The organism is Streptomyces sp. NPDC020747 (assembly GCF_044334695.1).
GTDB lineage: Bacteria > Actinomycetota > Actinomycetes > Streptomycetales > Streptomycetaceae > Streptomyces.
On record NZ_JBIRTJ010000019.1, the window covers coordinates 25345 to 37824 of the forward strand.

The 12480-nt window shown below is 70.4% G+C and carries 9 protein-coding genes and 2 pseudogenes; 9 read left to right on the forward strand and 2 right to left on the reverse strand.

The window, feature by feature from the left end; genetic code table 11:
- The first annotated feature begins 418 nt into the window (after nucleotides 1-418).
- The 6 genes from ACH4YP_RS39145 to ACH4YP_RS39170 all read left to right on the forward strand — a co-directional run bounded on the left by ACH4YP_RS39145 (nucleotide 419) and on the right by ACH4YP_RS39170 (nucleotide 6312).
- Nucleotides 419-1462 (forward strand): beta-ketoacyl-ACP synthase III, encoded by a 1044-nt coding sequence (locus ACH4YP_RS39145; protein ID WP_398495811.1) that lies wholly within the window; start codon nucleotides 419-421, stop codon nucleotides 1460-1462.
- 152 nt (nucleotides 1463-1614) lie between these two features.
- On the forward strand, nucleotides 1615-1848 hold the full coding sequence (locus ACH4YP_RS39150) for an acyl carrier protein (RefSeq protein WP_055618755.1): 234 nt from the start codon (nucleotides 1615-1617) through the stop codon (nucleotides 1846-1848).
- Nucleotides 1849-1859: 11 nt separating this feature from the next.
- The gene (locus tag ACH4YP_RS39155) at nucleotides 1860-3116 is read left to right on the forward strand and encodes a beta-ketoacyl-[acyl-carrier-protein] synthase family protein (RefSeq protein ID WP_361065052.1); all 1257 of its coding nucleotides are present in this window, start codon (nucleotides 1860-1862) and stop codon (nucleotides 3114-3116) included.
- Between the two features lie 4 nt (nucleotides 3117-3120).
- Nucleotides 3121-4116, forward strand: coding sequence for a 3-oxoacyl-ACP synthase III family protein (locus tag ACH4YP_RS39160; RefSeq protein ID WP_398495814.1), 996 nt, complete (start codon nucleotides 3121-3123; stop codon nucleotides 4114-4116).
- An 89-nt stretch (nucleotides 4117-4205) separates the two neighbouring features.
- Nucleotides 4206-5057, forward strand: coding sequence for a (4Fe-4S)-binding protein (locus tag ACH4YP_RS39165; RefSeq protein ID WP_398495816.1), 852 nt, complete (start codon nucleotides 4206-4208; stop codon nucleotides 5055-5057).
- Nucleotides 5058-5082: 25 nt separating this feature from the next.
- Nucleotides 5083-6312, forward strand: a complete 1230-nt coding sequence (locus ACH4YP_RS39170) for a cytochrome P450 (RefSeq protein ID WP_398495818.1) — start codon at nucleotides 5083-5085, stop codon at nucleotides 6310-6312.
- A 40-nt stretch (nucleotides 6313-6352) separates the two neighbouring features.
- Here ACH4YP_RS39170 and ACH4YP_RS39175 read toward each other — a convergent pair whose 3' ends face one another.
- Nucleotides 6353-7018 (reverse strand): MerR family transcriptional regulator, encoded by a 666-nt coding sequence (locus tag ACH4YP_RS39175; RefSeq protein WP_361065060.1) that lies wholly within the window; start codon nucleotides 7016-7018, stop codon nucleotides 6353-6355.
- Between the two features lie 232 nt (nucleotides 7019-7250).
- Here ACH4YP_RS39175 and ACH4YP_RS39180 point away from each other — a divergent pair.
- The 3 genes and pseudogenes from ACH4YP_RS39180 to ACH4YP_RS39190 form a co-directional block, all read left to right on the forward strand.
- Nucleotides 7251-8108, forward strand: a pseudogene (locus ACH4YP_RS39180) (hypothetical protein); the annotation flags it as partial.
- Nucleotides 8109-8335: 227 nt separating this feature from the next.
- On the forward strand, nucleotides 8336-8851 hold the full coding sequence (locus ACH4YP_RS39185) for an ABA4-like family protein (RefSeq protein ID WP_398495820.1): 516 nt from the start codon (nucleotides 8336-8338) through the stop codon (nucleotides 8849-8851).
- A gap of 498 nt (nucleotides 8852-9349) precedes the next feature.
- On the forward strand, nucleotides 9350-10768 hold the full coding sequence (locus ACH4YP_RS39190) for an ATP-binding protein (protein WP_361065065.1): 1419 nt from the start codon (nucleotides 9350-9352) through the stop codon (nucleotides 10766-10768).
- A 442-nt stretch (nucleotides 10769-11210) separates the two neighbouring features.
- Here ACH4YP_RS39190 and ACH4YP_RS39195 read toward each other — a convergent pair.
- Nucleotides 11211-12105 (reverse strand): annotated as a pseudogene (locus ACH4YP_RS39195) (IS3 family transposase).
- Between the last annotated feature and the right edge of the window lie 375 nt (nucleotides 12106-12480).

Sequence of the window (12480 nt, forward strand, 5' to 3'; positions counted from 1 at the left end):
CGTCGCATCGGGGTGGGGGCTGAGCGCGGAAGCGCGTGCGTAGGGCGCGGCCCGTGGATGAGGCCGTCCCGCAGTGACTGAGAACCGGTCGACCCGCCCCCTCTCGGCCCAGGAGGGGGCGCGATCAGGCGGCTCTCGAATGGTCGTCCGTGGTCGACGTCTTTCGAGTGACAAACAAAAGGCGCAACGGCCGTGACGTTTCTGCATTCCGGCCACTGAGCTGGCACTTTTCGGCCAATCGGGGCGAATGGCTCATCAGTTCGGATCATGTCGCGTCCCGGGGTGATCTTGATCCGATCTAAAGTCGTGCCGCTCGTTCAAGATCACTCTCCATCGAGGCCTGTGTGACCTTCCAACTCCCTTGCGCCGAACCCTTCTTGATGACGCTGCCGTCGGCCGGACGCAGTGGAGCCACCCGGTGACAGTGGCTGTTCTCGAAGGCATCGCAGGTTTCGTCCCCCCGCACGCGGTCGCCAACGACGAGCTGCCCGTCGCGTGGGGTGTCGACGACGCCTGGGTACGCAGACGCAGCGGCATCGGCGAGCGACGCTGGGCCGACCCCGGCGTGGCCACCGGCGATCTCGCGCTGGAGGCCGCTCGCAAGGCGCTGACCGTCGCCGGCCGTCCGCTGGTGGACGCCGTCGTGGTCGCCACCTCCACGCCCGACCGGCCGATGCCGGCCATGGCACCCCGGCTCGCCACCCGCCTCGGGCTCGGCGGGGCCGCCGCATGGGACGTGTCCGCCGCGTGCAGCGGATTCGTCTACGGGCTCGCCACCGCCTCCGGCGCCCTGGCCTCGGGGTGCGCCGACCGCGTGCTGCTGGTCGCCGCCGAGGTGTACTCGACACTCATCGCCCCGCAGGACCGTTCCGCCGGAATCGTGTTCGCGGACGGTGCCGCGGCGGCCGTACTGCGGCGCGGAGCCGAGGGCGAGCCGGGCAGCGTCGTGGCCTTCGACCTCGGCAGCGACGGCTCCGGCGACACCCTGATCCAGGTGCCCGGCGGCGGCGCGCTGGAGCGCGCCCGTCCCGACGGCTACGGGCCCGACGACCGCTACTTCCGTATGCGAGGGCGGGAGGTGTTCCAGCACGCGGTCACGCGCATGTCCCAGTCCGCCCGGACCGTGCTCAAGCACGCGGACTGGTCGGCCGAGGACGTGGACCACTTCTGCGCCCACCAGGCCAACGCGCGGATCCTGTCCGCCGTCGGGGCCCGCATCCCCGTACCCGCCGACCGGCACGTCACCAACATCGAGCGGGTCGGGAACACCGGCGCCGCCTCCATCCCCCTGGCCCTGGCCGACGCCGCGGCCCGGGGCGAACTGCGCGGCGGACAGCGCGTACTGCTGACGGCCTTCGGGGCCGGGCTCACCTGGGGTTCGGCCGCCCTGCTCTGGCCGGAGCTGCCGCCCGTGCCGCACGTGGACGGGGTCGCCTCGCCCGCGTGGGCCCCGATCGCCTGACACCCCATCGCCCCCGAGTTCCCTGCCCCCTCCCAGGTCCCGTCCATCGGCTCAGTCTCTCCATGCCCTCATGCCCTCATGCCCTCATGCCCTCATGCCCTCACGCCCCATGGATCCAGTCGATCCCGTTGATCCCGTTGAGAGGAACGTCCATGTCTCCCGCCCAGACCGCCGTAACCGCCGTACTGACGCAGAAGTTCGAGGTCAGCCCCGAGAGCATCCGTCCGGAGGCCACCCTGGAGAGTCTCGACCTCGACTCCCTCGCCCTCGCCGAACTCGCCCTGGCGCTGCAGGAGGAGCTGGGTGTCCCCGTGGAGGAGGACGAGGCGGCCAAGCACAGCACGGTCGGCGAGCTCGTCGCCGCGCTGAACGCCAAGCGGGCCTGATGGAGGGCCTGATGGCGGGTCCGACGGCGGGGCCGAGGACGGCCCTGAGTACGCCCGTCTCCGTCACCGGCCTGGGGCTGATCACCCCGGCCGGTGTCGGCCGGGAGTCGACCTGGGTGGGGATCCTGCGCGGTCGTTCCGTCGCGACGGCGGACCCCGAACTCAAGGAATGCGCGGTCGACTTCTCCTGCCGCGTGCCGGCGATGACGCCGGAGCAGGCCCGCATCGGCGGCGGCAAGGCCTGGCGCATGGGGCACTTCACCCGGCTCGCCGTACTCGCCGCGCGCGAGGCGGTCTCCGACGCGGGCCTCGACCCCACCGGCTGGGACGGCGCGCGGGTCGCCGTGGTGATCGGGTCCGGGCTGGCCGGCGCCGCGCACCTGGAGGACCAGACCCTCCGCCACCACCACGGCGGACCCGAGCTGGTCTCTCCCGCGCTCGTGCCCATGCTGATCCCCAACATGGCGGCGGGCGAGGTGCTGCTGGACCTGGGCGCCCGCGGCCCGTCGCTGGCCACGGAGACCGCCTGCGCCTCCGGTGCCAGCGCCCTGGCCACGGCACGCCAGCTGCTCCTGGCCGGCCTGTGCGACATCGCGATCGCGGGCGGCGCCGAGGCCGCCGTCACCCCGGTGATCACGTCCGGCTTCCAGCGGATGGGGGCGCTCTCGTCCCGCACCGGCGACCCCGGGGCGGCCTCACGGCCCTTCGCGGCGGACCGGGACGGCTTCGTGATCTCCGAGGGCGCCGCCATCCTCGTACTGGAGCGGCCGGAAGACGCGCGGGCGCGCGGCCGACGCGCCTACGCCCAGCTCGCGGGGGCCGGGCTCACCTCGGACGCGTACCACCCAACTGCCCCTTCCCCAGGCGGAGTTCACGCCGAGACCGCGTTGCGGGCGGCGCTCGCGGAGGCGGACCTGTGTCCCGCGGACGTCGACCACGTCAACGCCCACGGCACCTCGACGCCCCTCAACGACCTGACCGAGGCCGAGATGATCGGCCGCGTGCTCCCGCACCGCCCCAGCGTCACCGCCGCCAAGGGGGTCCTCGGGCACAGTCTCGGTGCCGCGGGCGCGATCGAGGCGGCGCTGACGGCACTGACCATCAGGCACTCCACCGTGCCGCCGATCGCCAACCTCACGCCCGGCAACCTCGCCTTCGACCTGGACTGTGTGACGGGCCAGGCCCGTACCCAGCGCGTCCGGGCCGCCGTGAGCCAGTCCTTCGGGTTCGGCGGGCACAACGTCGTGCTGCTCTTCACCGAGGAATGACCAATTGACCGTTCACAGCAGCATCGTTCACGCGGCCGTCCACATCCCCGAGGGGCGGCAGAGCGTGACCGCGGTGGAAGACCGATTCCGTGCGGGCAACCCCACCCACCCGCTGTCCCGCGGGGTGCTCCAGCGCATGTACGGGCTGGCCGAGCGCACCGTGGCCGACGACCACGACCAGCCCTCCGACCTGGCCGTCCACGCGGCACGCGACCTGCTGGCGGACACCGGTACCGATCCGGCCGGCGTCGACCTGCTCCTGTACGCGGGCATCCTCGCCGACATGGAGGAGCCGGCCACCGCCCACGTCGTCGCGGACAAGCTCGGCCTGCGGTGCCCCGTGTTCGACCTGAAGAACGCCTGCAACGGAGTCCTCAACGCGCTGGAGGTCGCCGACGCGTTCATCCGGGCCGGCCAGTACCGCAGGGTGCTGGTGGCCACCGCCGAGGTCAGCACCCGTGAGAGCCGCTGGACGGTGGACGACCCGGCGGACGTGTCGACCGCACTGCCCAGCCTCAGCACCGGCGACATGGGCTCCGCCCTGCTGGTGGAGGCGAGTGACCGGCCGGGCATCCTCGGCTCCCGCTTCTTCGCCAACTCCTGGGGCTGGCAGGCGGCGACCCTGCCCAACCCGTACGCGCAACACCGTCGGCTCGGTCATCTGCGCATCGACTCCGCGCAGTTGGCCGCCTCGTTCGACGGGCTGCCGGGCAAAGTACGGGGAGCACTACGGGAGTTGGACGTCGACAGCGACGACCTGGACCTCGTCTGCGTGCACCAGCCGTCGGTGCCGTTCACCCGCGTCGTCTGCGACTGGGTGGGCGTGGACCCGGACCGGATCCTGACCACCTTCCCCACCCACGGCAACGTGGCGACCAACACCATCCCCCTCCAACTGGCCACCGCCCTCGACACCGGCCGCCTCCAACGAGGCGACCTGGTCGGCATGTTCGGCTTCGCGAGCGGGGCGAGCGCGGGGGTCGTCGTCTGCCGCTGGTGAGCGCCATGCCTGACGTGGTCCGGCCCGGCACACCCTCAGCGCCCGACACGTCCCGCCCCTGCCCCCGTACGAACGCGAAGGCCCCCCTCATGACCACATCGCCCGCCCGGACCCCACTCGACATCCCACCCCACACCCCACCCCACACTCCACCCCGGATTCCTCCGCTCCCGCCGTCCGAGTGGCCCCCGGCCCTGCGGTCGCTCCTCGCGGACTCCCACGCGGACGGTCCCGGCCGGGAGAACCTGTTCGGCACCCTCGCCCACCACCCCGCCCTGGCTCACGCCTGGCTCTCCCTCGCGCGCGTACTCACCCACGAGGGAACCCTCGGCCACCGCCGACGCGAACTGGTCGTCCTGCGCACCGCGCACCGGCTCGACGCGGCGTACGTCCGGGAGCGGCACCGGGCGCCGGCCGCGCAGGCCGGGCTGACGGCGGAGGAGATCGAGGCCACGTCGGCCGACCCGCACACCCACCCCTGGCCGCAGGAGGAACTCGTGCTCCTTCAGGCATGCGACCTGCTGGCCGCGAACGCCCCCGTCCCCGACGGACTGTGGGACCGGCTCGCCCGCGCACTGCGCCCGGAGCAACTGGTCGAACTGCTGGTCCTGGCCGGCCAGACCGCCACGATGTGCACCGCCCTGAACGTCCTGCGCACGCCCTCCGACGCCCAGCCCTCTGGCTCCGTTCCGTCTGACTCCGCGCCCTCCGACGGCTCCGCGGGCCGGGAGCGGCGACACCTGACCGTGCGCCTGGACAGGGAACTCTGCTGCAGCGCAGGCCAGTGTGTCGGTGCGGCGCCGGAGGTGTTCGAGCAGAGTGAGACGGACGGACGCGTCACCTTGCTCGTCCCGGAGCCGGACCAGCAGCACGCGGCCGATGTGCGCCTGGCCGCGGACCTGTGCCCCAGCGGCGCCATCACTCTCGTCGACACCCCCTGAACGCCACCAGGAGACAGCGCAGCCCATGACCGCCACCACGTCCCACATGCCCACGCCCACGACGGCCGTCAACCTCCCTTCCCCCTACGGGAGTTGCCCGTTCGACCCGCCTCCGGCCTACTCGGCCGCCGCGCGCGAGGGGGCGGTCACCCGTGCCGTACTGCCGGACGGGACCGCGGCCTGGCTCGTGACGGGCTACGACGAGGTACGAGCCGTCCTGGCCGACCCCAGGTTCAGCGCCGACGCACGGACGCCCGGGTTCCCCTTCCTCTCGCCCGGACAGCGCGAACTGGCCACCGCCAAGCCGAGTTTCATCCGCATGGACGACCCGGAACACGCCCGGCTGCGCCGCATGGTGACCAAGGACTTCCTGGTCAAGCGGATCGAGGAACTGCGCCCCGGTATCCAGGACATCGTCGACAGGGCGGTGGACCGCATGACCGAGGGCCGCACGTCGGCGGACCTGGTGGCGGACTTCGCGCTCCCCGTCCCCTCCCTGGTCATCTGCCTGATGCTCGGAGTGCCGTACGAGGACCACGACCTGTTCCAGTCGCTCAGCCGCACGCTGCTGGACAACAACTCGACACGGCAGCAGGCCGAGGAGGCGCACGCCCGGCTGATGGGCTACCTGGCCGAACTGGCCGAACGCAAGCGCCGCCACCCCGAGGACGACATCCTCAGCCGCCTCGCGGCACGCGACGACCTGACGCCCCAGGAAACGGCATCACTCGGCTTCCTCCTGCTGGTCACAGGCCACGAGAGCACCGCGAACATGACGGCCATCAGCGTGCTGGCCCTGCTGCGCCACCCCGACCAGGCGGCCCGCCTCCGTGCCGACCCCGGACTGATCCGCGGGGCCGTGGAGGAACTCCTCCGCCACCTCACGATCATCCACCTCGGCCTGGGCCGCGCGGCGACGGAGCCCGTGACGGTGGGCGGCGTGACGATCCCCGCAGGCGACGGCGTGATCTGCATGCTCTCCACCGCCAACCGCGAGGAGGGCCTGTTCACGGCCGACAGCGGCACCGCTCCGACGGACCTCGACATCACCCGCGACGCCCGCCGCCACGTGGCCTTCGGCTACGGCACCCACCAGTGCCTGGGCCAGACCCTGGCCCGAGTGGAACTCCAAACCACCCTCACCACCCTCCTCCACCGCCTCCCCGCCCTACGCCTCGCGGTGCCCCCGGCCCAACTCACGTACAACCAGGACAACATCGTCTACGGCTTGAGGGCTCTTCCGGTGACTTGGTAGGGCTTGGCCGAACCTTCGACGCCCCGCTCAGGCTCGGTGGCTAGTCAGCGGCCTTCCGTCCGGCGGCATCGGTGGCCCTGTCCTGCCCGAACAGCCTCGCCGACGCGTCCACGTGTGCCATGCGGCGCATCGCGTCGAACACCGCCGCGCCGAGGACCGTGCCGATCACCACGCTTTCCACCAGGTCGTCGACCGCCACCCGTCGATCGACATAGTCCAGGTCGGCGCGGGCGACCAACTCGGCTGCGTCCGCGTAGTCGTCGAGCAGTTCACTGAACGCCCCGTGACCGACCCGCCCCATGGCTGCAAGCGCCCGGGCCAGGTCCCCGGCGGCCGGGTCCGACCCGTGCGCGCGCCAGCCGCGTCGCGCGATCAACTCCGCGACGACGGCGCTCGCGGCCGCCGACTCCGCGTCGTCGTCATCGCTCTGCTCCGGCCCGAGCCGGCTCGCCGCCGCGCCGAGCACCTTGTGCACCGGGCGTGCCGGGTCGTCGACCGCGCCGAGGACTTCCGCGATCGCGGCCACCTTCAGGCCGCCCACATCGAGCAGTGCGCGGATCAGACGCAGCCGGCGTTCGTGCGTCTCGTCGTAGTTCGCCTGGTTGCGGCTGGTCAGCTCGCCGGGCGGGAGGAGCCCTTCCCGGACGTAGTACTTGATCGTCGGCACCGGCACTCCGGTACTGCGACTCAACTCGCTGATGCGCAAGGCCTGTTCACTCCTCTTCACTCCTCGTTCCGCTATCCCGTTCCGCTGTCCAGCGCTTGCCAACCTCCCTCCCATGATAGATAGTGGCGCTATCAGATAGTGGATAGTTCCACTATCCATTGTGTCGAGGGAACCGCAAGGGAATCGCAGGGGAACCGCGAGGAAATCGGAGGAGACAGATATGCCTTCATGGCGTTCATGGCACCGGCCGTTGGTGGTGTTCTCGCTGTCGATGGTGGTTCTCGCCGTCGTGTCCGGGGTGGGGCTCGTCGTCGACGAGCGACAGCTCGTGGGCTCGCCGATCTGGTTCAAGCCCTTCAAGTTCTCGGTTTCGTTCGTGGCGTACGGACTGTCGCTGGCGTGGATGCTGTCGCTGCTGCCCACCCGCCGTGCACGGCGGGTGGGCTGGTGGGCGGGCACCGTCGTCGCGGCGGCGAGTGTCGTCGAGATGGTGATCATCACCGTTCAGGTGGTGCGCGGGAAGCGCAGTCACTTCAACCTCGAAACACCCTTTGACGAAACGCTGTTCAACGTGATGGCCATCACCGTCGTCATCCTGTGGCTCGGCACCCTGGCCATCGCCGTACTCCTGCTGCGCGCCCGGCTCGCCGACCGTGCGTCCGCCCGGGCGATACGGTCCGGTGTCGTGCTCGCCCTCGCCGGGGCCGCTGTCGGCTTCCTGATGACACAGCCGGCGCCGGGTCAGGAGCGCGGGGTGTCCAAGGTGGTGGGCGCCCACAGCGTGGGCGTACCGGACGGCGGCCCCTCGATGCCGCTGACCGGCTGGTCGACCACCGGCGGCGATCTACGGATCCCGCACTTCTTCGGCATGCACGCGCTGCAGCTGCTTCCGCTGTTGCTCATGGGGCTGATCGCGTTGGCGCCGCGTCTGCCGCGATTGCGGGCCGAGCGGGTGCAGGAGCGCCTGATCCTGGTCGCCGCGGGTGCGTACGCCGCCGTCTTCGCCCTGCTCACCTGGCAGGCGCTACGCGGGCAGCCGCTGATCCACCCGGATGGGGCGACCTCGACGGCGGCGGGCCTGATCCTTGCCGGCACGCTGGCGGGCGTTCACCGGGCACTCCGGGCCGGGGGTTCCGGGCGTGGGGCGACAACGGGCGGTCAGCGGGAGGCAGTTGACGCTATCGGGCCGTCCGGGCCTTCGAGGGCAGTCGACGCTGCCGGGCCGTCCGGGCCTTCGAGGACAGCCGATGCTACCGGGCCGTCCAATCCTTCCAGGGCAGCCGACGGTACCGAGCCGCCCGATCCTTCCAGGGTTTCCGGGCCGTCCGACGCTTCCGATCCCAAGGAGTCTGTGGCATGACCGGTTTCCTCTTCGATCTCAGCTTCTGGCTGGCCGCCCCGGTATGGCTGCTCATGATCTTCGCGCCGGGGTGGGGGCCAACCGCCCGTATCGCCGCGTCGCCGCTGACCGCGGTGCCGATACTGGCCGTCTACCTGGTCATGGCGCTGCCGGTGTTCCCAGAACTCTGGGCGGTGGTCACCAACCCGGACATCGACAAGTTCCGCGATCTGATGGTGCTCGCCAATGGCGCGGGCGCGATCTGGGCCCAGGCCATCGCCTGGGACCTGCTGATCGGGCAGTGGATGTACCGCGAGGCACGGCGGACCGGGATCCATCCGCTGGTCATGGGCCCGCTTCTGGCGTTCACGATCCTGCTCTCGCCCTTCGGCCTGCTGCTCTTCCTCCTGCTGCGTGCAGTGAGGGGACGGGCGAGGGAGCGGGCGGGGGCCAAGGAGCGCGTAGCTGAGCCCGGTCCGGGGGCTCAGCCTTCGGGGAGTGCCAGGCTTTCCCCGGTCGTACAGGAGCGGTAGGACGCGGTGTGGGCCGCGCCGGCAGCAACCGCGTCGACGTCGAGGGTGGGGGCGGGACATGGCCTGCCCCGGTCCGCCGCCCGAGCCCCGGGCGCACTCTCATCGAGAGCTGCCGCGAAGAGGACGCCACGCCACCGAGCGCTGCGCTGCGCCGGAAGTCCGGCGCGCAGGCTCCCCCGAGCGGGCCCTGGGCGGGCGCCGCCGGGTTCGCCGACGAGGTGAGGTGTGGAGGGAGGATTGGTGTGGCTTTCAGGGTGGGTTTCGCAGCAGGCGATCGATCGATCCGTGCGTTCCTGCTCGGCGATGTCCGCTGGCGCGTCTGGCGATCATGGGGCGCCCGACAGCGGACCATGCTGGGGCGCGGAAGGCTGATCTCCCCGGGTGGGTGTACCGGGGGAGTGGCGTCTCCTCGACTTCTGGTAGCCATGGCGACCAACGGTAATGTTACTAACATTGATGTTAGTCTCTCTGGTGTTCGTTGGACTGGGAGGCGGCAGCATGGCAGATTTCGTGGGCAGGCGGCACGAGCTCGAGACGCTGGATCGCGAGCTGGGCAAGGTGACGGCCGGGGTCGGTGGGGAGCGGCCCGGGCGGTGCGTGATGCTTCGAGGGCGCCGCCGGGTGGGCAAGTCGCGGTTGGTGGAGCGATTCGCCGAGAGGTCCGGTGCGCCGTTCCTCTTCTACGCCGCCACAGGGGCGTCGTCGGGGGCGGATCTGCAGCGGCTCAGCCAGGATGCGCAGTCATCCAGCCTTCCGCTGGCGAATCTGCTGTCTGCGGCCCGTCCGGCAAGTTGGGACGCCGCCTTCGACGTACTGGCGGCGGCACTGCCGCACGACCGGGCGAGCGTGGTGGTCATGGACGAGGTGCCCTATTTGATGGATGCGGAGGGCGCCTTCGAGGGAATGCTCCAGCGGGCCTGGGACCGAGTGCTGGAGACGAAACCGGTTCTGCTGGTTCTCATCGGCTCCGACCTGTCGATGATGGAGGCGCTGAACGACTATGGACGCCCGTTCCACCAGCGCGGACGGGAGATGGTGCTGGGCCCGCTCAACCCGGCGGAGGTGGGCGAGATGCTGGGCCTCGATCCCGCCTCGGCCTTCGATGCGGCCCTGATCACCGGTGGACTGCCGCTGATCTGCGCGGAGTGGACGCACGGCGCCGGGATGTGGGAGTTCCTGGAGGCGGCGCTCAGCGATCCGGTCTCGGCCTTGCTGGTGTCGGCGGAGCGCTCGCTCGCCGCGGAGTTCCCCCAGCAGGTCCAGGCCCGCACGGTCCTCTCGGCGATCGGCAGCGGTGAGCGGACGTTCTCCAACATCGCCCGCGCAGCCGGCGGAATCGGGGCGACCCCGCTGCAGCGGTCGCTGGCGATCCTCACGGACAAGCGGGTGATCGCGGCGGAGCTTCCCGTGTCCACCCGTCCTTCGAAGGATCGCCGCTACAGGGTCGCGGATCCCTACCTCCGCTTCTGGCTGAAGCTGCTGGGACCGGCGATGGAGGAGATCGAGCGGGGCCGGGGCGACCTGACGCTGCGGCGCATCCGCGAAAACTGGACCAGCTGGCGTGGCAGGGCCGTTGAACCTCTGGTGCGCGAGGCGCTGGCACGGCTGCTGCCCGACGCGAACCTCCCCGCCGCCCCCGCCATCGGCGGCTACTGGACCCGTACCAACGATGTGGAGATCGACGTCGTGGGAGCGGACCGCGCGCCGATCGCCAAGGAGCTGTTGTTCGTCGGCTCGGTGAAGTGGCTGGAGAACTCCCCGTTCGACCGGCACGATCTCGCGGCGCTGCACCGACACCGCGCCGCGCTCACGCCTGCTCCCGTGCCGGTGATCGCGCTCTCGCGCAGCGGGACCGACTGCGCGGGACTCGACGCCGCGTACGGCCCGGCGGAACTCCTCGCGGCGTGGTCCTCCTGAGCACGCAGGAACACGTGTGGATGTCAGGTGTCCATGGCCTGTCGCCCCAACCCGGGCCGGTCGAGCCTCCGGCCCACCGCGACGGCGACGTCCTCCCGCTCACGCGAACGGCCCCGGATGATGAGCTGCCCGAGGCCGAAAAGTGCTTCCCTGGGCGAGAAACCCCAGGTCAGCTGCGTAATGCGTTGTGCCCCCGGCAGGATTCGAGCCTGCGACACCCGCTTCAGGAGTTCGATCCGAGCACGGTTCGTCGGCTGTCGTCGACTGGTGTGATGGCCGGACATAGAGATCAGTCGCTGACGGACAGACCAGCGCCTCCACGGCCGTTGCACAGGGCGCTGATGGTGGGGGTTGGTTGCTGTGGTTGATGTACTTCGCCGCGGTGCAGCAACTGCCTGGGCCTTGCTCATGGGTCTGCCGCAAGTTTGGGTGACAGGTTCGATCACGCGGCCTGGAGGGCCGGTGTGGTCATGACGGTTTCGTATTCGATGGGGGTCAGCCGGCCGAGTGCGGCTTGTCTGCGGCGTCGGTGGTAGGTCCTCTCGATCCAGGTCACGATCGCGATCCGTAGTTCCTCGCGGGTGCTCCAGCTCCGGCGGTCGAGGACGTTTTTCTGCAGCAGGCTGAAGAAGGACTCCATGGCCGCGTTGTCGCCAGCTGCCCCGACTCGCCCTATCGATCCGACCATCCGGTGGCGATCGAGGGCCCGGACGAATTTCCGTGACCGGAACTGCGATCCGCGATCGCTGTGCAGGATGCACCCGTCGACGTGTTCACGCCGGGCCACGGCGTTGTCCAGGGCGGTCACGGCCAGGCGGGACTTCATCCGCGCGTCGATTGAGTAGCCCACGATCCTGTTGCTGAAGACGTCCTTGACCGCACACAGATACAACTTGCCTTCGCCCGTGGCGTGTTCGGTGATGTCGGCAAGCCACAGCCGGTTCGGGCTGGCCGCGGTGAAGTTGCGGCTCACGAGATCGTCGTGCACCGGCGGACCGGCCTTCCTGCCCCGGCCACGCTTCTTGCCGAACACACTCCACCAGTGGTTGTCCCGGCAGATGCGCCTGCGACAGATAAGCCGCGGCCCTGCGCAGGACCTCGTTCTCCTGCTCCAGCAGCTTGATCCGCCGACGTGCTTCCCGCAGTTCCGCGCCCTCCTGACTGCTCACCCCGGGCCTGGTCCCGTCGTCGATATCCGCCCGGCGCATCCACTTCCACAACGTCATCGGGTGGACCCCGAAATCGGTGGCCACCTGCTCGACCGTGACACCCGGGCCGCGGTTCCTCGCGACTCGCACGACGTCCTCGCGGAACTCCTCCGGATAAGGCTTCGGCACAGCGACATCCTTCTCACCCGCCCCACAGGGCAAGCCAGTTCAGATGTCACCCGATCGTGCGGCAGACCCACCCGCCATCCGTCCGTCTCACTGTCGGCAAGCACCAAGAACTGCGCCATAGTGGCTGTCTACCACTTGGGCGCCGACCACACCTCATCCTTTGCTGTCCGCAGCGCGAGTGCACTCTTTCCAACTGTGTTGGTGTCCTGCGGGGCCGAACGCAGGGGCGTTCACCTGCGTTCATGGGCGGCTGGCCGACGGTGCTGGTACGGATTCCGGTCCGGCTTGAACGGTCGCGAACTGGGCTGAATGAGACGGAAACTGAGACGGTCCGTTCCAGGAGAGACGGGTCAGGTTCCTGCAACGGCCAGCAGG

What these genes read in the sequence shown, in the direction of transcription:
- ACH4YP_RS39165 (WP_398495816.1), top strand. Translation starts at nt 4,206, where the DNA reads ATGACCACATCGCCCGCCCGGACCCCACTCGACATCCCACCCCACACC.
- ACH4YP_RS39185 (WP_398495820.1), top strand. Translation starts at nt 8,336, where the DNA reads ATGACCGGTTTCCTCTTCGATCTCAGCTTCTGGCTGGCCGCCCCGGTA.
- ACH4YP_RS39155 (WP_361065052.1), top strand. Translation starts at nt 1,860, where the DNA reads ATGGCGGGTCCGACGGCGGGGCCGAGGACGGCCCTGAGTACGCCCGTC.
- ACH4YP_RS39150 (WP_055618755.1), top strand. Translation starts at nt 1,615, where the DNA reads ATGTCTCCCGCCCAGACCGCCGTAACCGCCGTACTGACGCAGAAGTTC.
- ACH4YP_RS39190 (WP_361065065.1), top strand. Translation starts at nt 9,350, where the DNA reads ATGGCAGATTTCGTGGGCAGGCGGCACGAGCTCGAGACGCTGGATCGC.
- ACH4YP_RS39170 (WP_398495818.1), top strand. Translation starts at nt 5,083, where the DNA reads ATGACCGCCACCACGTCCCACATGCCCACGCCCACGACGGCCGTCAAC.